This is a genomic window from Actinophytocola sp. KF-1, assembly GCF_054661535.1.
In genome coordinates this window covers 262,505-283,532 of the sequence record NZ_BAAFVK010000012.1, presented here as the reverse complement: position 1 = coordinate 283,532, position 21,028 = coordinate 262,505, and the positions used below count along the sequence as shown (strand labels likewise).

Below are 21,028 nucleotides of genomic sequence, written 5' to 3'. Positions count from 1 at the left end.
GGAGCACTTCGCGGAGCTTGCGGAGCGAACCATCAGGCGCAGTGCACCAGGCCGGAAGGCTCGGTCCGGACGTCCTGCGGGAGGCCCTGACCGATCTGCACGAGTTCTGGCTCACCGTGCACGCCGCCCAGGCCGGGATCGCGTCGGACAGCGCCGGGATCGCGCTGGTCGCCGTCGGCGGGCTGGGCCGGCGGGAGCTCGTGCCGTACTCGGACCTCGACCTGGTCCTCGTGCACGACGACACCCGAGCGGGCAAGTCCGGCGGCCGTGTCGAGAAGGTCGCCGAGCAGCTCTGGTACCCGCTGTGGAACTCCGGTGTCGGCCTCGACCACTCCGTGCGGACCGTGCCCGAGGCGATCTCCGTCGCCGCGGACGACCTGCGCACCGCGATGGGCCTGCTCGACGCGCGGCACCTCGCGGGCGACGCCGAACTGACCCGCGTGCTGGCCGACGCGGCGCGGGACGCCTGGCGCACCGGCGTGCGGCGGCGGGTGGACGACATCGTCGACTCGGCGCGCACGCGGTGGCAGCGCAGCGGCGAGGTCGCGCACTGGGTGGAACCCGATCTCAAGCACGGCCGCGGCGGCCTGCGCGACCTGGCGGTGCTCGACGCGCTCGCCTTCGCCCAGCTCGTCGACCGGCCCTCCGGCGAGGTGTCGCAGGCACGCAAGCTGCTCCTGGACACCCGCACCGAACTCCGCCGCATCGCGGGCAGGCCCCGCGACGTGCTCATGCCGCAGGACGGTGACGAGATCGCGTCCGTCCTGGGCATCGGCGACCGGTTCGCGCTGGCCAGGGCCCTGTCCGGGGCCGGGCGCGCGGTCGCGTACGCGCTGGACGTGGCGTTCCGCGTGATCCAGCCGTCCCGCCACGGCCGCAAGGTGCTCGGCGTGCTGCGCCGCCAGCCGCAGCGCAGACCACTCGCCGAGGGGGTCGTGCTCAACGGCGACGAGGTCACGCTGGCCCGTGACGTCGACCCGAGCCGGGACCCCGGCCTGCTGCTGCGCGTCGCCGCGGCGGCCGCCCGCACGGGCCGGCCGATCGCGCCGGGCACGTTGTCCCGGCTGGGCGAGTCGGCACCGGAGCCGCGTGCGCCGTGGCCCGCGGACGTGCGCCAGGAGCTGGTGTCGCTGCTGGGTGCGGGTGAGGGCCTCATCGACGTGATCGAGGCGCTGGACCGGACCGGGCTGTGGGCGCGGCTGTTCCCCGAGTGGGGTGCGGTCCGCGACCTGCCGCCCCGCGACGCCGCGCACGTGTGGACCGTGGACCGGCACCTCGTGCAGGCCACCGCCAACGCGGCGAAGCTCGTGACCAGGGTGTCCCGGCCGGACCTGCTGCTGATCGGCGCCGTGCTGCACGACATCGGCAAGGGCCGCGACCAGGACCACTCCGTCGTGGGCGCGGCACTCGCCAAGCAGGTGGGGGAGCGGCTCGGGCTGCCTGCCCAGGACGTCGCCACGCTGTCCGAGATGGTCCGCCACCACCTGCTGCTCCCGCACACGGCGACCCGCCGCAACATCGAGGACGAGGCGACGGTGCAGCGCGTCGTCGACACCCTCGACGGCGACCCGGTGCTGCTGGAGCTGCTGCACGCCCTCGCGGAGGTCGACTCGCTCGCCACCGGGCCCGGCGTGTGGACCGACTGGAAGGCGTCGCTGGTCGCCGACCTGGTGTCGCGGGCGAGGCGCCGCATGGCGGGGGAGCGGCACGAGCCACCCGCGCCGCTGACCGACGAACAGAAGACGCTCGCCGAGACCGTCGCCGAGTCCGGCAAACCCGACGTCATCGTGGTCCCGTCCGGCCAGTCGTTCGCGACGATCACGCTGGTCGCGCGGGACCGCCCGGGCCTGCTGTCGCGGGCGGCGGGGGTGCTGGCCCTGCACTCGCTGAAGGTCCACGCGGCGGAACTGCGCTCGCACGCGGGCGCGGCGGTCGACGTCTTCTCGGTGTCCCCGCGCTTCGGCTCCCTGCCGGACGCGGGCCTGCTGCGCGAACAGTTCACGAGAGCGGTGACCGGCTCCCTCCCGCTGGCGGAGAAGCTGGCCGCGAAGGAACGCGACTACGCGACGGAACAGGACGACCCACCCGAGCCCAGGGTCCTGTGGTTCGACGACGAGGCGGACGGCGGTGCGGACAGCAAGGACGTCGTCCTGGAACTGCGGGCAGCCGACCGCCTTGGCCTCCTCCACGGCGTGGCGGAAGCCCTGGAACACCGCGGCGCGAACGTCCTGTGGGCCCGCGCCATGCAGGTGGGCGGCACAGCCATCGCAAGCTTCAGCCTGGCCAACACCACCGGCGACACCACCAACGAAACCTGGCGCAAAGAAATAGAAAGAGCAGTCCTGACAGCCTGCTAACCCGCGAGTCACGCTCTCAAACAGCGCGAGTCACGCTCTCAAACAGCGCGAGTCGCGCTCTCACGCACACCGAGTTGTCGATTTCGTGCACATCCGGCTGGCCCGAGCGCGACCAAGATCTGCACGAAACCGACAACTCGCTATGTCTGAGAGCGCGACTCGCGGTGTTCGAGGGCGTGACTCGCGGGTGAGTAGTAACCCCTAGGCGGATACGGGGGACTTCGCGCTGCCCTCCGGGCGGCGGAGACGAGAGGCTTCACCTGCGCATCGGGGAGGGTGCGCAACTGGGTAGGCCGGGATCGGGTCCGTCGAGGGGTCGGGCCCATCCCGGCGGCCCGATCACCCAACCGGCTACCCTCGACAGGGTGTTCGACACTCTTTCCGATCGGCTCACGTCGGTCCTGCAGAACCTCCGCGGCCGCGGCCGGCTGTCCGAGGCCGACGTCGACGCCACCGCGCGCGAGATCAGGATCGCGTTGCTGGAGGCGGACGTCGCGCTTCCAGTGGTCCGGACGTTCATCGCCGCCATCAAGGAGCGCGCCAAGGGCGCGGAGGTCTCCGGTGCGCTGAACCCGGCCCAGCAGGTCGTCAAGATCGTCAACGAGGAACTGGTCAAGATCCTCGGCGGCGAGACCCGCAGGCTGAACCTGGCGAAGAACCCGCCGTCGGTGATCATGCTCGCCGGCCTGCAGGGTTCCGGTAAGACCACGCTCGCCGGCAAGCTCGCCCGCTACCTCGCCGGCCAGGGCCACACCCCGCTGCTCGTCGCCTGCGACCTCCAGCGCCCCAACGCGGTGAACCAGCTGCAGGTCGTCGGTGAGCGTGCCGGTGTCCCGACCTACGCGCCCGAGCCGGGCAACGGCGTCGGCGACCCGGTCGACGTGGCCCGCCGCTCGATCGACGAGGCCAAGCGCGCCCAGCACGACATCGTCATCATCGACACCGCCGGCCGGCTGGGTGTCGACGAGGAGATGATGCGGCAGGCCGCGAACATCCGCGAGGCCACGCAGCCGGACGAGGTCCTGTTCGTGGTCGACGCCATGATCGGTCAGGACGCCGTCACCACCGCCGAGGCGTTCCGCGACGGCGTCGGCTTCACCGGCGTCGTCCTCACCAAGCTCGACGGCGACGCCCGCGGTGGTGCCGCCCTGTCGGTTCGCGAGGTCACCGGCCAGCCGATCCTCTTCGCCTCCAACGGTGAGAAGCTCGAGGACTTCGACGCCTTCCACCCCGACCGGATGGCGAGCCGCATCCTCGGCATGGGTGACGTGCTCACCCTCATCGAGCAGGCCGAGCAGGCGTTCGACAAGGAGCAGGCCGAGGCCGCCGCCGCCAAGATCGGCACCGGCGAGCTGACCCTGGAGGACTTCCTCGAGCAGATGCTCGCGGTCCGCAAGATGGGCCCGATCGCGAACCTGCTCGGCATGCTGCCCGGCGCCGGCCAGATGAAGGACCAGCTCGCGCAGGTCGACGACAAGCACCTCGACCGGCTGCAGGCGATCATCCGCGGCATGACCCCGGCCGAGCGCCAGGACCCGAAGATCATCAACGCCTCCCGGCGCGCACGCATCGCCCGCGGCTCCGGCGTCGCGATCCGCGAGGTCAACGACCTCGTGAACCGCTTCTACGAGGCCCGCAAGATGATGCAGCAGATGGCCGGCCGGTTCGGTTTCCCCGGCGCGGGCCGCGGCGGCAGCAAGTCGCGCAAGGGCAAGAAGGGCAAGAAGGGCAAGGGGCGGGGCCCGACTCCGCCGAAGGTGCGCGGTGGGCTGCCCGCGTTCCCCGGCGGCATGCCCGACCTGTCGAAGATGCCGCCCGGCCTCAACGAACTCCCACCCGGTCTCGCCGGACTGGACCAGGGCCTGCCGCCGGGCTTCGACCCGTCGAAGCTCAAGTTCCCGAAGAAGGACAAGTAGCGCATGCCGGCGCTCCACATGCGGGGCGTGGTGCTCCCCGATGGCGAGACCCGCGACCTGTGGATCGTCAACGGGCGCATCCGCCTGGCCCCGGTCCCGTACGCGGAGACGATCTCCGACGGCGGGTTCCTCGTGCCCGGCCTCGTCGACGCGCACTGCCACATCGGCCTGGCCGCCGAGGACCTGGACGAGGCCGAGCGCCAGGCGCTGACGGACCGGGACGCCGGCACGCTGCTGGTCCGTGACTGCGGTGCCCCGCTGGACACCCGGCCGCTGCAGGAAAAGCTGGAGCTGCCGAGAATCATCCGCGCTGGCAAGCACATCGCGCGGCCCAAGCGGTACATCCGCTTCGTCAGCGACGAGCTGGAGGACCCGGCCCAGCTGCCCGCGGCCGTCGCCGAGCAGGCGGCGGACGGCGACGGCTGGGTCAAGCTCGTCGGCGACTGGATCGACCGCGAGGCAGGCGACCTCGCCCCGCTGTGGCCGGACGACGTGCTGGCCGAGGCGATCAAGGTCGCCCACGACGCGGGCGCCAGGGTCACCGCCCACGTCTTCGGCGAGGACGCGCTGCCCGGCCTGATCCGCGCGGGCATCGACTGCATCGAGCACGGCACCGGCATCACCGCCGACACGATCGACCTCATGGTCGACCACGGCACCGCGCTCGTCCCGACGCTGATCAACATCGAGACGTTCCCCGGCCTCGCGGCGGGCGCGAGCAAGTACCCGGTGTACGCGGACCACATGCTCGACCTGTACGCCCGCGTCCGCCAGACCGTCGGCGCCGCGGTGGAGGCCGGCGTGCCGGTCTACGCGGGCACCGACGCGGGCGGCGGCATCGCACACGGCCGGATCGTCGACGAGATCGTCGCCCTGCACGAGATGGGCCTGTCCCGCGCGGACGCGCTCGCCAGCGCGTCGTGGCGGGCCCGCGAGTGGCTGGGTTTCCGCGGCATCGAGGAGGGCGCGGCGGCCGACGTCATCGTCTACGACACCGATCCGACGACGGATCTGGCGGCCCTGCGCGCACCGAGCCGGATCGTCCTGCGGGGCCGTGTCATTCTTTAGGCCGTCATTTGACACGTGATCCAACCGGTTCGCCGGGCGCGGACGCACTACCCTGAGGTAGGTGACGACCGAGCGGGAAGCGACGCCCACGCCCGACGTCGCCGACCCCTCGGAGGTACGCACCCACAGGTGGGGCTTCGGCGCGTTCCTTTTCGTGTTCGCCGTGTTCGTGCTGTCCGCGGTCGTCATCGGCGCGCTCGTCGGGATCATCGCGCCGGGCTCCGGTGGCTCACCGACCGTCATCGTCGTCGGCACGATGGTGCCCACGCTGCTCGCGACGGGCGTGGCGCTGCTCGTCACCAGGCTGCGCGGCAACGGGCCGAGGATCGACCTGCGCTGGTCCATGCGCGCCGAGGACGTCAAGGCCGGGATCAAGTGGGGCCTCATCGGCCTGATCTGCACGACGTTCGCGGCGTTCCTGTGGACCAACCTCGTCGGCGACCAGAACGCCCAGTCGGCGGTCGGCGCCCTGGTGGACAGCCAGCGCATGCCCATCGGGCTCGCGATCACCATGTTCCTGTTCGTGTGGCTGATCGGCCCGGTGTGCGAGGAGATCATCTACCGCGGGCTGCTGTGGGGCGCGCTCGAACGGCTCAAGTGGGGCCGCTGGGCCGTGTTCTTCCTCACCACCATCATCTTCGCGGTCAGCCACCTCGAACCGCTGCGGACGTCGTTGTTGCTGGTCATCGGGATCCCGATCGGACTGGCGCGGCTGTTCACCGGCCGTCTGGGGGCGAGCATCATCGCCCACCAGGTCAACAACTTCCTGCCCGCGGTGGCCACGCTGCTGGTCGCGGTCGGGGCGATGCCCGCCTGACCGGAACGGTCTGGCAGAATGGCTAGCTGTCCGTCGTGGCCGGACCCTCTCACCGTGCCATGGCGCCATCAACTTGGGGCATCAGCGGGCCGCAACCCCACGCGGTCCACCGGTGGCCAAACATGATCAAGAGGAGCACCACAACCCGTGGCAGTCAAGATCAAGCTGCAGCGTCTCGGCAAGATCCGGGCGCCGTACTACCGCGTCATCGTCTCGGATGCCCGCACCCGTCGCAGCGGCAAGGCGATCGAGACGATCGGCCAGTACCGGCCGAAGGAGGAGCCCAGCTTCATCCAGGTCGACTCCGAGCGTGCGCAGTACTGGCTGGGCGTCGGCGCGCAGCCGACCGAGTCGGTGCAGCGGATCCTGGAGATCACCGGCGACTGGCAGAAGTTCAAGGGCCTGCCGGGTGCCGAGGGCACGCTGAAGGTCGCGGAGCCGAAGACCTCCAAGCAGGAGCTGTTCGAGCAGGCCCTGAAGGAGGCCGGCAGCGAGCCGACCACCGAGGCCACCACCCCGAAGAAGAAGGGTGGCGCCAAGAAGGCCGACGCCAAGAAGGCCGACGAGAAGTCGGATGAGGGTGCCAAGGAAGACGCGTGAGTTTCCTCGCGGACGCCCTTGAGCACCTCGTGCGCGGCATCGTCGACAACCCGGACGACGTGCGCGTCGAGCTGGTGACCACCCGCCGTGGTCGCACGCTCGAGCTGCACGTCAACCCGGACGACCTCGGCAAGGTGATCGGCCGGGGCGGCCGCACCGCCACCGCGCTGCGCACCGTCATGGCCGGCATCGGCGGCCGAGGCATCCGAGTGGACGTCGTCGACACGGACCAGTAGTGGCAGAGCTGCTCCTGGTCGGTCGCGTCGCGAAGGCTCACGGCATCTCCGGTGAGCTGGCCGTCGACATCCACACCGACGTGCCCGACGAACGCTTCGTTCCCGGGGCCGTGCTGACCGCGCGGCTCCGGGACCGTTCTGTCCGTCCCGTGACGGTGACGACCGCCCGTCCCCACTCCGGCCGTCTCCTCGTGCGGTTCGAGGAGGTCCCGGACCGCACGGTCGCCGAGACGATGCGCGGCGCCCAGCTCCTGGTCGACGCGGCCGAGCTGCCGCCGTCGGACGACCCGGACGCCTTCTACGACCACGAGCTGGAAGGCCTGGCCGTCGTGCAGGTCGACGGCACGTCCGTCGGCACGGTCACCGAGATCGCGCGCAGCCCCGGCGGGGACCTGCTGGTGGTCAAGAAAGAGGACGGCACGGAGGCGCTCGTCCCGTTCGTGCACGCGATCGTCCCCGAGGTCGACCTCAAGGCGGGCCGCGTGGTCATCGACCCGCCCGAAGGCCTGCTCTAGTGCGTGTCGACGTCGTCACGATCTTCCCCGAGTACCTCGACCCGCTGCGCCACGCGCTGCTGGGCCGGGCCATCGAACGCGGCCTGCTGTCGGTCGACGTCCACGACCTGCGCCGCTGGACCCACGACGTCCACAAGGCCGTCGACGACAGCCCCTACGGCGGCGGTCCCGGCATGGTCATGAAGCCGCAGGTGTGGGGCGAGGCGCTCGACGAGCTGTGCGCGTCCGGGACGCCGAGGCTGGTCGTGCCCACGCCGGCGGGCCGCCCGTTCACGCAGGCCATGGCCCGGGAGTACGCGCGCGAGGACTGGCTGATGTTCGCGTGCGGCCGCTACGAGGGCGTCGACCAGCGCGTGCTGGACGACGCCGCCCGCCGCATGACCGTCGACGAGGTCTCCATCGGCGACTACGTGCTGGTCGGCGGCGAGGTCGCGGTCATGGTGATGGTCGAGGCCGTCGCCCGGCTCCTGCCCGGCGTCCTCGGCAACCCGGCCTCCCACGAACAGGACTCGTTCTCCGACGGCCTGCTCGAGGGCCCCAGCTACACCCGGCCGGAGGTGTGGCGGGACCTGCCGGTGCCGGAGGTGCTCCGCTCCGGCAATCACGGCGCGATCGCCCGCTGGCGGCGTGACCAGGCCCTCACGAGGACCTTCGAACGCCGCCCCGACCTGCTGGCGGCCCTGCCGGAAGGCACGCTCGACCAGCGCGACCTGGCTCATCTGGCCCGCGTCCGAGATCCCGATGACGACCCGGGGAAATCGGTCTGACATACTGGACCGGTTGTTGCGACCGGGGTGATGCCTGGGCGCACTCACACGGACTCCCCGAGTGTTGACTTGTCGTTGGTCGCGCGCCTCGGGACAGAACGAACAACAGTTGAGGACGGACACACCGATGAACACCCTGGACGCTCTGGACGCCAAGTCGCTGCGTTCCGACATCCCGGCTTTCCGCCCGGGTGACACGCTGAAGGTCCACGTCCGAGTCATCGAGGGCTCCCGCGAGCGGGTCCAGGTGTTCAAGGGCGTCGTCATCCGCCGGCAGGGCGGTGGCATCCGCGAGACCTTCACGGTCCGCAAGATCTCGTTCGGCGTCGGCGTCGAGCGCACCTTCCCGGTGCACTCCCCGAACATCGCCAAGGTCGAGGTCGACCGCCGCGGTGACGTCCGCCGCGCCAAGCTGTACTACCTCCGTGAGCTGCGCGGCAAGGCCGCGAAGATCAAGGAGAAGCGCGAGACGGCCCCCACGGCCTGACCTGCATTTTCCGTACAGCCCGGTAGCCTGGGTTGTGTGGCCAACCCCGTGCACGCTCCGACGCCTGAAGACGATCCGGAGCGCACTGATCTGATCCCCAAGGTCCGCGACACCGGAGCCACTCCGGCGTCGCGACCTGGGGGCGGCACGGCGGACAGGAAGGCCGGAAAGCCGCAGGGCAAGCACCGCAGGCCACCCAAGAAGCAACCGCTGTGGCGCGAGCTGCTGACACTGCTGGCCGTCGCGCTGGTGCTGACGTTCCTGATCCAGCAGTTCCTGGGCCGCGTGTACTCGATCCCGTCCGGCTCGATGGAGCAGACCCTCCACGGCTGCCCCGGCTGCACGGGTGACCGCGTCCTGGTCGACAAGCTCGTCTACGACTTCTCCGACCCCGAGCCGGGCGACGTGATCGTCTTCGAGGGCCCGCAGACGTGGACGGAGAACGACGTCCACGCCCCGAAGTCGGGCAACGTCCTGGTCCGCGGCGTCCAGTACGTGGGGTCACTGATCGGCCTGGCTCCACCGGACGAGCGCGACTTCGTCAAACGCGTCATCGCGGTGGGCGGCCAAACAGTCCAGTGCTGCGACGACGACTGGCGCGTGCTGGTGGACGGCAAGCCCCTGGACGAGCCGTACATCTACTGGCAGAACGGCGTCCCGGACGCCCGCCAGCGCTTCGACCCGGTCACCGTCCCCGCGGGCACCCTCTGGGTGATGGGCGACAACCGCAGCGACTCATGCGACTCCCGCTGCCAGGGCGGCGGCGGCCTGCGCGGCGTCGTGCCCATCGACAAGGTGATCGGCAAGGCCCGCTACATCGTCCTGCCGCCGTCCCGCTGGCGCGGCGTGGGCGACCACAACCCGCAGGCCTCCGAAGCGGTTGCGATGGGTGCCCCGGCCTGGCAGCAGGGCGCCCCACTGGGTCTGGGCCTGCTGGCCGCGTGGCCAACCCTCTGGATCACCCGCAAAATCCGCCGCCGCAAGTAGCACCCAGCGCACCCATCACCACGCGACCAAGTTTCGCGGCTGAGGCATCGCCCCAGCCCGGCTAGCCGCGCCCCCGCCAAGGCCTTCGCCGCACCTCCCTGTGCTGCGCGGTCCGGTCCGTGCCGCAACCACGCGACTCCGCCCCGGCGGAACCTCGCCCTGCCGCCTCGCCCTGCCGCCTTGCCCTGCCGCCTCGCCCTGCCGCCTCGCCCTGCCGCCTTGCCTGCCGACTTGCCTGCCGACTTGCCTGCCCTGCCGCCTCCTGTGCCGCCTCCCTCTGCCGGCCGGTCGTGCGGCTTCGCTGCACCCACCGCAGGAGTTCGCCGCTCCGTCCTCGGATTCGTCGCGCCTCGCCCTACTGCGCGCTCCGCGGCTCCGCCGCGCCAGCCGCTCCGCGGCTCCGCCGCGCCAGCCGCTCCGCGGCTCCGCCGCGCCAGCCGCTCCGCGGCTCCGCCGCGCCAGCCGCTCCGCGGCTCCGCCGCGCCATCCCGACTCAACACGCGATCCCGCCCCGCGCCCCCCCCCCCCGCGGCAACCCACCCGAACCCACCCAGAAACCCCATACCCGATCAACAACATCCCCAGCCACAGCCAGGCAGACAACACCCCCGCATGCGCTCCGCAGCCGCCAGCCCGGGCACCGGTACCCTGCTCTAGTGGTCGACGTCGCACGCTCCGGAGACAGCAGGGACAACGAGGACGAGGGGGATGCCCCGGCTGATCAGGACAAACCCGGCGACCCCACCACGTCGGGCAGAAAAGCCAAGGGCAAGAACAAGAAGCCGCGCTCGTTCTGGAAGGAACTCCCGATCCTGATCGGGGTCGCGCTGCTGCTCACCCTGTTCATCCAGACGTTCCTCGCGCGGGTGTTCGTGATCCCGTCCCCGTCGATGGAGGAGACGCTGCACGGCTGCACCGGCTGCTACGGCGACCGGGTGCTGGTCGACAAGCTCGTCTACCGCTTCGGTGACCCGGAGCCGGGCGAGGTCGTGGTGTTCGAGCGCCCCAGCACGTGGAACCAGTCGGAGTTCTCCTCCAACCGGTCCAGCAACGGCTTCGTGTCGTGGCTGCAGGACGTCGGCGCCGCGTTCGGGCTCGCGTCCCCCAACGAGGACGACGTGGTGAAGCGGATCATCGCGGTGGGCGGGCAGACTGTCGAGTGCTGCGACGAGCAGAACCGCGTCCTGGTCGACGGCAAGCCGCTCGACGAGCCGTACATCCACTGGCTGCCCGGCGACAACACCCAGGAGACGTTCTCGCCGATCACGGTGCCCGACGGCATGCTCTGGGTGATGGGCGACAACCGCAACAACTCGAGCGACTCGCGCTACCAGGGTGGCGGTGGCAAGAACGGCCTCGTGCCGGTGGACAATGTCATCGGCAAGGCGCGTTACATCGTGCTGCCGCCGTCGCGCTGGCGCGGCGTCGGCGACCACAACCCGCAGAGCGCGGTGACGAACGCCGCGATGCCGTTCGTGCCGCTCGGCCTGGGTTTCGCGGCCGCGTTCCCGACCGTGTGGCTCGGCAAGCGGGTCCGCAGGGCGATCAGATCTACTGGAGTTCGCAAGTGACAGTGGCCCGACGGGTGCGTCCGGGGTGGCTGGAACCCGGCCCGCCGCGTCCAGTGCTGCGCCGCGAGTCGGGCAACTGGGCGCTGCAGTCGGCGCTCGACCGGCGCGGGCTCGGCCCGGTCGCCGGGGTCGACGAGGCCGGCAGGGGCGCGTGCGCGGGCCCGCTGGTCGTGGCCTCGTGTGTCCTCCGACCGGGTGATTCCGCGCGGCTCGAAGGCCTGACGGACTCGAAGCTCATGACGGCCGCGGCCCGCGAGAAGATGTACGACCAGGTGGTCCGGCGTGCCCTCGACTACGCGATCGTGGTCATCCCGGTCGAGGAGGTCGACCTCAAGGGCGTGCACGTCTGCAACATCGAGGGCATGCGCAGGGCGATCGCCCGGCTGCACAACCACCCGGGATACGTGCTGGTGGACGGCTTCCGCGTGCCCGGCCTGACCGCGCCGTCGATGCCGGTCATCAAGGGTGACCAGGCCGTGGCTTGCGTCGCGGCCGCGTCTGTGCTGGCGAAGGTCACCAGGGACCGCATGATGGCTGACCTGCACGAGGAGTTCCCGCAGTACGGCTTCGACGAGCACAAGGGCTACTGCACGGGCTCTCATAGTGCCGCACTGACGGTCCACGGACCCAGCCGTGCGCACCGGTGGTCGTTCGTGAACGTGGCGTCGGCGGGCCTCGCGCACGGCCTGCGAGCGCCACACCCGGTGGCCTTGAGTGTGGCCGCGGCCGCCGTGGTCCAGAATGGTCAGGTCGGGAGTTTGCCGGGCCAGGCGCCGACGCCCGTCGACCAGGAGGAGCGCGAAACCGCATGAGTGCGGAAGACCTCGAGAAGTACGAGACCGAGATGGAGCTGCAGCTCTACCGGGAGTACCGCGACATCGTCGCGCAGTTCTCGTACGTGGTGGAGACCGAGCGGCGGTTCTACCTGGCCAATGGTGTCGACGTGCAGGTGCGGGACTCCGACGGCGAGGTGTACTTCGAGGTCCGGATGTCCGACGCCTGGGTCTGGGACATGTACCGGCCCACCCGGTTCGTGAAGAACGTCCGGGTCATCACGTTCAAGGACGTCAACGTCGAGGAACTGGACAAGCCGGAGCTCCGCCTGCCCGAAGAGGGCCCCTTCGGCTCATAGCACACCCCACCGACAAAATCGGTCGTCGAGGTCCGCGAACAGCGGAGTTGTCCACAGCCCGACCAGTTGTCCACAGTTGATCACTGGCTCGTGGCCGTGCCCGTGCGGGCGGGGCAAGGTCGTGGCATGGCGACTGAGACGACGCACCCGAGGCCCGCACATCTGCGAACGGGCGAGCGTGGCGAGACCCTGGCGGCCCGCTACCTGGAGGAACAGGGCCTGACGGTCCTGTCCAAGAACTGGCGCTGCCCAGAGGGCGAGCTGGACCTGGTCCTGACCGACGGCAGCACGCTCGTGGTCTGCGAGGTCAAGACCAGGACCACGGACAACTACGGCCCACCCGCGGAAGCGGTGGACGACGCCAAGGCGGCCCGGATACGCAGGCTGACCCGGCGATGGCGCGCCGACCACGGTGTACCGCACGTCCCGACGCGCTACGACATCGTGTCGATCCTCTGGCCCGCGGGGGAGACCCCGAAGGTCAGCCACCTGAGGGGCGTCGTCTGATGCCCCTGGCAAGAGCATGGTCGGTGGGCCTGTTCGGCGTCGACGGCGTCCTCGTCGAGATCGAGGCCGACATCGGCGGCGGCCGCCCGAGAACCCAGATCGTCGGCCTCCCGGACGCCTCGTTGAACGAGGCGAAGGAACGCGTACGGGCAGCCGTCCGCAACAGCCAGCGCAAGTGGCCCGACGAACTGGTCACGCTCGCCCTCTCCCCGGCAGCCCTGCCGAAGGGTGGTTCCAGCTACGACGTGGCGCTCGCCTGCGTGGTGCTGGTGGCGGCGGGGGTGGAGCCGCCGGAGCGGCTCGCCCGGACGGTGCTCCTCGGCGAGCTGGCCCTGGACGGGCGGATCCGGCCGGTGCGCGGCGTGCTGCCCGCGTTGATCGCCGCACGCCGCGCCGACATCCGCCGGGCGATCGTGCCGGTCCAGACACTGCCGGAAGCCGCGCTGGTGACCGAGCTGGAGGTGCTCGGAGCCGAGCACCTGACCGAGGTCCTCAGCTGGCTCCGAGGGGAACCCGACGTCCTCAGGACGGCGGTGCCGCACCCGCCGGCGCCACCGGAGGAGATGCCGGACCTGGTGGACGTGCTCGGCCAGCCCGAAGCACGGTCGGCGCTGGAGGTCGCCGCGGCGGGCGGCCACCACCTCTTGCTGATCGGACCACCCGGCACCGGGAAGACGATGCTCGCGCGCCGGCTTCCCGGGCTGCTGCCGGCGCTCACGCACGAGCAGGCGCTGGAGGTCACCACGGTCCACTCGATCGCAGGCCTGTTGTCCCCCGAGTCGCCGTTGATCACCACACCGCCGTTCATCGCGCCGCACCACTCGTGCTCGGTACCCGCCCTCGTCGGCGGCGGCGTCGGTCTGGCGAAACCCGGCGCGGTCAGCGCCGCGCACCACGGCGTGCTGCTGCTGGACGAGGCGTGCGAGTTCTCCCCGGACCGGCTGGAGTCCTTGCGCACGGCGATGGAGGAGGGCGAGATCCGCATCGCCCGGCGGGACGGCGTGGTGCGCTACCCGGCGCGGTTCCAGCTCGTGCTGGCGACGAACCCGTGTCCGTGCGCTCCCGCGCGCGAGTTCGACTGCGTCTGCAGCCCGCACGTCAAACGCCGGTACATGTCCAAGCTCTCCGGTCCCCTGCTGGACCGGGTGGACCTGCGTGTTCACATGCGCCCGATCACCGCGCTGTCCCGCTCGGACATGACACGACCCGAGTCGACCGCCGTCGTACGCGCTCGTGTCCACGAGGCGCGGGCCCGCGCGGCGGAACGGTGGCAGAAGTACGGCTGGCGCACGAACGCCGAGGCACCCGGCCCGATCCTCCGGCGTGAGTTCGGCCTGTCCAGAAAGGCCACGGCGCTGCTCGACCACCAGCTCAACCTGGGCGCGGTGACCGCCCGTGGCGCGGACCGGTGTCTGCGGGTGTCGTGGACCCTCGCCGACCTCGCCGGCGTCGACGCACCCCAGCCCGACCACGTGGAGAAAGCGATGAACCTCCGCACCCCCAGGGCCGCCTGACCAGGCACAAGTGCCCGACCTGCACCCCACCGGCGCTGCCTGCCGTGCAGTCGTCGCGATGAAGCCCACCCCTTGAACACCGCTCGGAAAGGACCCTCCTGATGCGCATCCCGAACAACGGCCAACCGCAGCGGCCCAGCACCACGCCCAGCCTCTGCCCGCGCCTGTGTCTTCGCTCGACGCACCCGTGGCTACCACCACCCGGCCCTGGCACGACGGGCCCGGACTGCTGCTGCGCCGCCTCGGCCGCCGCCAGCCCGCGGAGAGCGGCATGACCGCCCCGGCAGGCGAGGAGGTCGTGCTCGCCAGGGCGTACCTCATGCGGGTCGCCGAACCGCCCGCGTTCGCATTGCACGCGTTCGTCGACATCGTCGGGCCGGTCGAAGCGGCCGACCGGGTGCGCCGGGGTGCCGCGCCCGACGCCGTCCTGCACGAGACCGAGGCCCGTCGGGAGCTCGACCTCGCCGCGGCTGACCTCGCCACCGCGGAGAAGGTGGGCGGACGTCTCCTGGTGCCCGAGGACCCGGACTGGCCCGCGTTCCAGCTCCTGAGCCTCGCAGCGCCCACCGACCGCGGGCTGCGCGGCTCCGGGCAGCCCCTCGGGTTGTGGGTGCGGGGCGCCGCCCAGGTCGCGAGCCTGTTCGACCGCGCGGCCTCGGTCGTCGGGGCGCGGAGCTCCACCCCCTACGGCGAGAACGTCGCGGCCGAACTCGGCTACCAGCTCGCCCAGGCCGGGATGACGGTGGTGTCCGGCGCGGCCTACGGGATCGACGCCGCCGCGCACCGCGGCGCGATCGCGGCCGGCGGACCGACCGTGGCGGTGCTCGGCTGTGGGATCGACATCGCCTACCCAGCCGGGCACACCAGGCTGATCGACGGGATCGCCGAGGTCGGGCTCGTCGTGAGCGAGTACGCGCCCGGTGTCACGGCCGCCCGGCACCGCTTCCTGGTCCGGAACCGGCTCATCGCGGCCCTGTCGTCGGCGACGGTCGTCGTCGAGGCCGGTGTCCGCAGCGGCGCCCGCAACACGGCGACGACGGCGGCCGCTCTCGGCAAGGTCGTGATGGCGGTGCCCGGACCGATCACCTCGGCGATGTCCGTCGGCTGCCACGACCTGCTGCGGACGGGTGGCGCCGTGGTCGCCGGGTCGGTCGCGGAGGTGATCGAGGCGGTCGGGCCCGTCGGCCAGAACCTCGGTGCCGCGCGCCCGGAACGCAGACGCGACACCGACGGGCTCAGCGAACAGGCACTGCGCGTCCACGACGCGCTCAGCCGGGCGGAGCCCAAGAACGCCGAGCAGGTCGCGGTCGACTCGGGTGTCCCGCTCGACCGGGTTTGCGCGCTGCTGCACGAACTGGAGGTCACCGGCCACGTCGTGGGCGGCGACGAGGGCTGGCGCACGGTGAAGGGAGGTGATCCGCACGACTGACCTGCGTGGCGGTACTTGACCGCACCGACGCGATGCCGCAGCGTGAAATGGGTGTCCGAGTCACGCGCGCGGGTCGACCTGCACCGGAGCCGGGAGGAACTGCCCCCGGCCGTCGGCGAGATGGTCGCCGACTACGAGCGGCACCTCGGGCTGGAACGCGGCCTGTCCGCGCACACGGTCCGCGCCTACCTCGCGGACGTCGTCTCGCTGCTCGGGTTCCTGCACGGCCTGCCCACGGTCGGGGGCGTCCGCAGCATCGACCGGAGCCAGGGGAGGGGCGTCGCGGCGCTGGACCTCACCGCGCTGCGCGCGTGGCTCGCCGCCCAGCGGACCGCCGGGGTGAGCCGCACGACCATGGCGCGGCGGTCGGCCAGTGCGCGGACGTTCACCGCGTGGGCGCACCGGCGCGGGCACCTGCCCGACGACCCCGGGGCCCGGCTCGCCTCCCCGCGGCCGCACCGGAAGCTGCCGTCGGTACTGCGGCAGGACCAGGCGGGCGAGGTCATGGAGGCGTCGCGGACGGGCGCCGCGGAGCAGGACGCGATCGCTCTCCGTGATCACGCGCTGCTGGAGTTGCTGTACGCGACGGGCATCCGCGTCTCCGAGCTGTGCGGGCTGGACGTCGACGACGTCGACCTCGAAAAACACCTGGTCGTGGTGCTCGGGAAGGGTGGCAAGGAGCGCACCGTGCCGTTCGGCGAACCCGCCGCGCAGGCGGTCGGCGAGTGGCTGCGGCACGGCAGGCCCGCGCTCGCGAGGCCGTCGTCACCGTCCGCGTTGTTACTGGGCGCACGCGGCGGTCGGTTCCAACCGGCCAGCGTTCGACGTATCGTGCACGAGGCGTTGAACGCAATTCCGGGTGTTCCCGTCATGGGACCGCATGGTCTGCGTCACTCTGCTGCGACACATTTGCTCGAAGGTGGTGCTGATCTTCGTAGCGTCCAGGAGCTACTTGGTCACGCTACGCTCGCAACAACGCAGCTTTACACCCATGTGACCGTCGAACGGCTGAAGGCAATCCATGACCGAACCCACCCCCGTTCCCGATGAGCCAGGGGAAGGTTTGCGGACGTCGTCGGCGCCCGGCAGCAGGGCGCAGGTCGACGACGCGCGGAGCAGCGGCGTGCGCACAGTCGTTGCGGAGGGCCCGCGCACCCCGGGACCGCGTGTCCAGAGCGACGTCCGGCCGAGGCCGACCACGGAACATGACGCGGCCCACCGCAACGGCAGGTCGAACGGCGCCCACCACGACGGCGGCACGAACGGCACCCACCGCAACGGCACCCGGGTCCCGAGTCCGGGTGCCCGCGTCAACGGCGCCGCCACCAGCACGAAGCCCGGCACGAACGGCTCGGCCGGTGCCCCGCCGAACGGCACGCACGTCGAGGAGAACGCCGGCGAGGCTGCCGGGGAGCAGGACGTGCCTGACACTGGATCCGCCCGGGCCCGCGCAGGGGAATCGCGGGGCGGGGCGGTCGTGGACGACGTGCGTGGAGGTGACGGGGCTGGTGAGCGGCTCGTCTCCGGGGGCGGGGACGGGATCGGCGGTGTGCAGGTGCCCGGGGGAGGCGCTGGTGACGTGGGAGCCGCGGCACGCGCCGTGGTGGATGTGCTGCCTCCTTCTCGGGGTGCCGCGGTGAACGGCACGTCACGGCCGGACCTGGTCGAGGCCAACGGCCACTCGGTCACCTTCGGCTTCGGCGAGACGGCCGGGGTGCTGCCCGGCGACCAGCGCACGTTCGACGACGTCGAGGCGGGCATCGTCGCGCTGTGGCGGCAGTTCGGCGAGCGCCGCGAACAGCGGCTCCGGGACCGGCTCGTGCTGCACTACGCACCGCTCGTGAAGTACGTGGCCGGCCGGGTCGGCACCGGCCTGCCCGCACACGTGGAGGTCGCGGACCTCATCCAGTCGGGCATCTTCGGCCTGGTCGACGCGATCGAGAAGTTCGAGCCGGAGCGCGGCCTGAAGTTCGAGACGTACGCGATGCAACGCATCCGCGGCGCCATCCTCGACGACCTCCGCGCCCAGGACTGGGTACCCCGCTCGGTGCGCGGCCGCGCCCGCGAGGTGGAACGTGCACTGGAACGCCTGGGCGCACAGCTACGCCGCACACCAACCGACGCCGAACTGGCCGACGAGCTGGGCCTGTCCCTGCACGAACTGCGGGACGTCTACGCACAGCTGCAGCTGACCAGCGTCGTAGCGCTGGACGAACTAGCCGCCGCGGGCCGCGGCTCGACCCCGCTGGCCGACATCCTCGAGGACCAGGAGGCACTGGACCCGGTCGCGCTGCTGGTCGACCAGGACAACCGCCGCCAGCTCGCGCAGGCCATCGCCCACCTGGCGGAACGCGACCGGGTGGTGGTCACCCTGTACTACTTCGAGAACCTCACCCTGGCGGAGATCGGCCGCGTCCTGGGAGTGACGGAGTCCCGCGTGTGCCAGCTCCACACCCGCGCGGTCCTCCGCCTGCGAGCAAAACTGCTGGAAAAGACCGAGGCGTAACCGGGACACCGGCCCACCGGCACACGCGCCCCGCGCCGTCGCCCACCCAGGCGGACCACCCACCAAGCCACCCCGCCACGAACGACCACGACGGCCCACAACGACGGCGGCCCCGACGCCGACCGGCACCACCGGCGGCGACCGAGATGGCCTGAGGCGGCGACCACTGCTTCGACAGGTGTCGCCCCCAGCAGCGCCTATCCACCTCCGCCGGTGCTGCCACCTTCGGCAGTGCTGCTACTTCCGGTGGTGCTGCTACTTCCGGTGGTGCTGCTACTTCCGGTGGTGCTGCTACTTCCGGTGGTGCTGCTACTTCCGCCGGTGCTGCCACCTTCGGCGGTGCTCCCACTTTCGGTGGTGCTGCCACCGTCGGCGACTGCGTCTTGTTCGGTTACCGCCTCTGATGGTGCCGACACCTCCGCCGACGTCGCCACCTTCGGCGGCTGCCGCCTTGTTCGGGCACCAACTGATGATGCCGCCGCCCCGCGGGTGCAACCTGCGGCGGCTGCCGCCTTGGTCGGGGACCACCTCTGATGACGCCGCCGGAGGCGGCGGCGTCGCCGCCGGGCTACCGGCTTGTTGGGGCAGCACCTCTGACGGTGCCGTCGCCTGCGGCGGCTACCGCCTTGGTCGGGCACCACTTCGACGGTGCCGCCACCTCCGGTGGCCGCCATCGCCTGAGGCGAACAACAGCGCCTCCGGTGACCGCCACCTCGGAGGTGCGAGCGCCTTCGTCGGCTGCGCCCGCCCTTGGTCGGCTGCGCCCGCGCCCGCCCCTTGGTCGGTTGCGCTGCCCTTGGTCGGTGCCTGCGGCGGTCGCCGTCTGGCTGCCAGCGCTGCTCCCTCGGCAACCACCATCCGTGATCCGCCACCTCTCGCTCAACCGCTCCGCTGCAGGTCAGGCACCCATCGCTCACTCGCCGTCCCAGGGGAGGAGGCGCACTCGGCCAGAAGTCAGGAGAGCGAGCGGATCGAGGTACTCGTCCCCGCGGCGGGTGCCCCAGTGCAGGCAGGCCGCCGCCTCACAGCCCACATGACCCCCTGCCAAGCGCCCGATGACCGTCCCCCGGCTGACCCTCGTCCCGACAGTGACCGACGGAGTGACGGGCTCGTACGTGGTGCGCAGGCCGTTGGCGTGGCTGATCGACACGAGGCTCCGCCCGGCCAGTGGCCCCGCGTAGACGACGACACCATCACCCGCCGCCGACACCGGGTCGCCCGGCGTGCCCGCCAGGTCGACGCCGCGGTGGCCGGGGCCGTACGGGGTGGTGGGCGGCACGAAGGGCCGGACCACCGTGTGCGGAGGGGCCAGCGGCCACCCGAAACGGGCGGGGAAGTCGCTGGTGGAGGGGCTGAGGAGGGCGAGGACGAGCAGGAGAGCGGGCATGGGTCAACGATGCACGGGAGAACGGGCGGGAGGGGGGTGAGAGGGCCGGTCTGTGGACAACCGGGTGGGCTGTGGACAACTGGCCGGTAAGCGGGTAGCCGGTGTCGGCGGCCGTCGGGTGGACCGCGTACACTGCTCTCGCGGCTCGTGGCAACGCGGGTCGACTTCGCGTGCCAGTGCGCTTGCCTCGCGGCAGCGGCATCCGGCGGTCCCGAGACGACGTGCCAACAGAGTCGAGGGTCCGGCTGCCGGCACCGGCACCAGGGCGGACGGCAAAACGCCTCTCCGCGGCAACCGACACCGCGCCGGCACCACACCCCGGCGCGCAAGAGAAGAAGAAGGTGCGAACCAGGCCATGGCCGTCGTCACCATGAAGCAGCTGCTCGACTCCGGCGTGCACTTCGGGCACCAGACCCGCCGCTGGAACCCGAAGATGAAGCGCTACATCTTCACCGAGCGCAACGGCATCTACATCATCGACCTGCAGCAGACGCTGTCGTACATCGACCGCGCCTACGAGTTCATCAAGGAGACCGTCGCGCACGGCGGTTCGATCCTGTTCGTGGGCACGAAGAAGCAGGCGCAGGAAGCGATCGCGAACGAGGCGCTCCGCGTGGGCATGCCCTTCGTGAACCAGCGCTGGCTCGGCGGCATGCTGACCAACTTCTCCACCGTCCACAAGCGTCTCCAGCGCCTCAAGGAGCTCGAGTCGATGGAGCAGACGGGCGGCTTCCAGGGTCTCACCAAGAAGGAGATCCTGATGCTCACCCGCGAGAAGGACAAGCTGGAGCGGACCCTCGGCGGTATCCGCGACATGGCGAAGGTCCCCTCGGCCGTGTGGATCGTGGACACGAAGAAGGAGCACATCGCCGTCGGCGAGGCGCGCAAGCTGAACATCCCGGTCGTCGCGATCCTCGACACCAACTGCGACCCCGACGAGGTCGACTACCCGATCCCGGGCAACGACGACGCGATCCGCTCGGCCGCGCTGCTCACGAAGGTCGTCGCCGAGGCCGCTGCCGCCGGCCTGATGGCCCGCTCGGGTGTCCGCAACGGTGTGCCGGACGGCGAGGAGAAGCCGCAGCCGGGCGTCTCGGACGAGCCGCTCCCGGAGTGGGAGCAGGAGCTCCTCGTCGGCCAGAACGCTCCCGCCGGTGGCGGTGACGCCGCCGCGGCGGAGAAGCCTGCCGCCTCCGAGTAAGCGACCTACCCGAAAGAAGGATGGACAGAGC

The 21,028-nt window shown here is 71.3% G+C and carries 20 protein-coding genes; 19 read left to right on the top strand and 1 reads right to left on the bottom strand.

What is annotated here, in order from left to right:
- The first annotated feature begins 41 nt into the window (after window positions 1-41).
- The 18 genes from ACYQ77_RS33155 (at window position 42) to ACYQ77_RS33070 (ending at window position 18,409) form a co-directional block, all read left to right on the top strand.
- A complete protein-coding gene (locus ACYQ77_RS33155) occupies window positions 42-2,357 on the top strand; it encodes a [protein-PII] uridylyltransferase (RefSeq protein ID WP_459718358.1) in 2,316 nt (771 codons plus the stop codon).
- Window positions 2,358-2,722: 365 nt separating this feature from the next.
- The gene (ffh, locus tag ACYQ77_RS33150; protein WP_459718355.1) at window positions 2,723-4,273 is read left to right on the top strand and encodes a signal recognition particle protein; all 1,551 of its coding nucleotides are present in this window, start codon (window positions 2,723-2,725) and stop codon (window positions 4,271-4,273) included.
- 3 nt (window positions 4,274-4,276) lie between these two features.
- Window positions 4,277-5,341, top strand: a complete 1,065-nt coding sequence (locus ACYQ77_RS33145; protein WP_459718353.1) for an amidohydrolase family protein — start codon at window positions 4,277-4,279, stop codon at window positions 5,339-5,341.
- Window positions 5,342-5,402: 61 nt separating this feature from the next.
- Complete coding sequence (locus ACYQ77_RS33140) at window positions 5,403-6,158, top strand: CPBP family intramembrane glutamic endopeptidase (protein ID WP_459718350.1); 756 nt, start codon at window positions 5,403-5,405, stop codon at window positions 6,156-6,158.
- A gap of 147 nt (window positions 6,159-6,305) precedes the next feature.
- Window positions 6,306-6,758 (top strand): 30S ribosomal protein S16, encoded by a 453-nt coding sequence (gene rpsP / locus ACYQ77_RS33135; protein WP_459718347.1) that lies wholly within the window; start codon window positions 6,306-6,308, stop codon window positions 6,756-6,758.
- Window positions 6,755-6,994 carry an RNA-binding protein gene (locus ACYQ77_RS33130; protein WP_075128707.1) on the top strand — a complete coding sequence of 80 codons (240 nt, stop codon included), beginning with the start codon at window positions 6,755-6,757 and terminating at the stop codon, window positions 6,992-6,994. Before rpsP ends, ACYQ77_RS33130 begins: the two co-directional genes overlap by 4 nt.
- Window positions 6,994-7,509, top strand: a complete 516-nt coding sequence (gene rimM, locus ACYQ77_RS33125) for a ribosome maturation factor RimM (RefSeq protein WP_459718344.1) — start codon at window positions 6,994-6,996, stop codon at window positions 7,507-7,509. The genes ACYQ77_RS33130 and rimM overlap by 1 nt, the downstream gene beginning before the upstream one ends.
- Window positions 7,509-8,276, top strand: coding sequence for a tRNA (guanosine(37)-N1)-methyltransferase TrmD (gene trmD, locus ACYQ77_RS33120; RefSeq protein WP_459718342.1), 768 nt, complete (start codon window positions 7,509-7,511; stop codon window positions 8,274-8,276). Before rimM ends, trmD begins: the two co-directional genes overlap by 1 nt.
- A gap of 127 nt (window positions 8,277-8,403) precedes the next feature.
- Complete coding sequence (rplS, locus tag ACYQ77_RS33115; protein ID WP_407779191.1) at window positions 8,404-8,763, top strand: 50S ribosomal protein L19; 360 nt, start codon at window positions 8,404-8,406, stop codon at window positions 8,761-8,763.
- A 36-nt stretch (window positions 8,764-8,799) separates the two neighbouring features.
- Window positions 8,800-9,750, top strand: a complete 951-nt coding sequence (gene lepB, locus ACYQ77_RS33110; protein ID WP_459718339.1) for a signal peptidase I — start codon at window positions 8,800-8,802, stop codon at window positions 9,748-9,750.
- A gap of 656 nt (window positions 9,751-10,406) precedes the next feature.
- Entirely contained in the window at window positions 10,407-11,321 is a 915-nt protein-coding gene (lepB, locus tag ACYQ77_RS33105) for a signal peptidase I (RefSeq protein WP_459718337.1), read from the top strand.
- Window positions 11,322-11,350: 29 nt separating this feature from the next.
- A complete protein-coding gene (locus ACYQ77_RS33100; protein WP_459718555.1) occupies window positions 11,351-12,133 on the top strand; it encodes a ribonuclease HII in 783 nt (260 codons plus the stop codon).
- Entirely contained in the window at window positions 12,130-12,453 is a 324-nt protein-coding gene (locus tag ACYQ77_RS33095; protein ID WP_396108268.1) for a DUF2469 domain-containing protein, read from the top strand. The genes ACYQ77_RS33100 and ACYQ77_RS33095 overlap by 4 nt, the downstream gene beginning before the upstream one ends.
- Before the next feature lie 126 nt (window positions 12,454-12,579).
- Window positions 12,580-12,960, top strand: a complete 381-nt coding sequence (locus ACYQ77_RS33090; RefSeq protein WP_459718335.1) for a YraN family protein — start codon at window positions 12,580-12,582, stop codon at window positions 12,958-12,960.
- Window positions 12,960-14,474, top strand: coding sequence for a YifB family Mg chelatase-like AAA ATPase (locus ACYQ77_RS33085; protein ID WP_459718332.1), 1,515 nt, complete (start codon window positions 12,960-12,962; stop codon window positions 14,472-14,474). The genes ACYQ77_RS33090 and ACYQ77_RS33085 overlap by 1 nt, the downstream gene beginning before the upstream one ends.
- A 187-nt stretch (window positions 14,475-14,661) precedes the next feature.
- On the top strand, window positions 14,662-15,903 hold the full coding sequence (gene dprA, locus ACYQ77_RS33080; protein WP_459718330.1) for a DNA-processing protein DprA: 1,242 nt from the start codon (window positions 14,662-14,664) through the stop codon (window positions 15,901-15,903).
- Between the two features lie 120 nt (window positions 15,904-16,023).
- Complete coding sequence (locus ACYQ77_RS33075) at window positions 16,024-16,953, top strand: tyrosine recombinase XerC (protein WP_459718552.1); 930 nt, start codon at window positions 16,024-16,026, stop codon at window positions 16,951-16,953.
- A 562-nt stretch (window positions 16,954-17,515) separates the two neighbouring features.
- Window positions 17,516-18,409, top strand: coding sequence for a FliA/WhiG family RNA polymerase sigma factor (locus ACYQ77_RS33070; protein ID WP_459718549.1), 894 nt, complete (start codon window positions 17,516-17,518; stop codon window positions 18,407-18,409).
- A gap of 913 nt (window positions 18,410-19,322) precedes the next feature.
- Here ACYQ77_RS33070 and ACYQ77_RS33065 read toward each other — a convergent pair.
- A complete protein-coding gene (locus ACYQ77_RS33065) occupies window positions 19,323-19,796 on the bottom strand; it encodes a murein hydrolase activator EnvC family protein (protein ID WP_459718328.1) in 474 nt (157 codons plus the stop codon).
- A gap of 355 nt (window positions 19,797-20,151) precedes the next feature.
- Between ACYQ77_RS33065 and rpsB the strand changes: the two genes are divergently transcribed.
- Window positions 20,152-20,997 carry a 30S ribosomal protein S2 gene (gene rpsB / locus ACYQ77_RS33060; RefSeq protein ID WP_459718325.1) on the top strand — a complete coding sequence of 282 codons (846 nt, stop codon included), beginning with the start codon at window positions 20,152-20,154 and terminating at the stop codon, window positions 20,995-20,997.
- Window positions 20,998-21,028 lie beyond the last annotated feature (31 nt).

Coding starts and splice junctions, on each gene's coding strand:
- ACYQ77_RS33075 (WP_459718552.1), top strand. CDS start 16,024: ATGGTCGCCGACTACGAGCGGCACCTCGGGCTGGAACGCGGCCTGTCC.
- ACYQ77_RS33090 (WP_459718335.1), top strand. CDS start 12,580: ATGGCGACTGAGACGACGCACCCGAGGCCCGCACATCTGCGAACGGGC.
- ACYQ77_RS33095 (WP_396108268.1), top strand. CDS start 12,130: ATGAGTGCGGAAGACCTCGAGAAGTACGAGACCGAGATGGAGCTGCAG.
- rpsB (WP_459718325.1), top strand. CDS start 20,152: ATGGCCGTCGTCACCATGAAGCAGCTGCTCGACTCCGGCGTGCACTTC.
- ACYQ77_RS33145 (WP_459718353.1), top strand. CDS start 4,277: ATGCCGGCGCTCCACATGCGGGGCGTGGTGCTCCCCGATGGCGAGACC.
- ACYQ77_RS33065 (WP_459718328.1), bottom strand. CDS start 19,796: ATGCCCGCTCTCCTGCTCGTCCTCGCCCTCCTCAGCCCCTCCACCAGC.
- rplS (WP_407779191.1), top strand. CDS start 8,404: ATGAACACCCTGGACGCTCTGGACGCCAAGTCGCTGCGTTCCGACATC.
- ACYQ77_RS33085 (WP_459718332.1), top strand. CDS start 12,960: ATGCCCCTGGCAAGAGCATGGTCGGTGGGCCTGTTCGGCGTCGACGGC.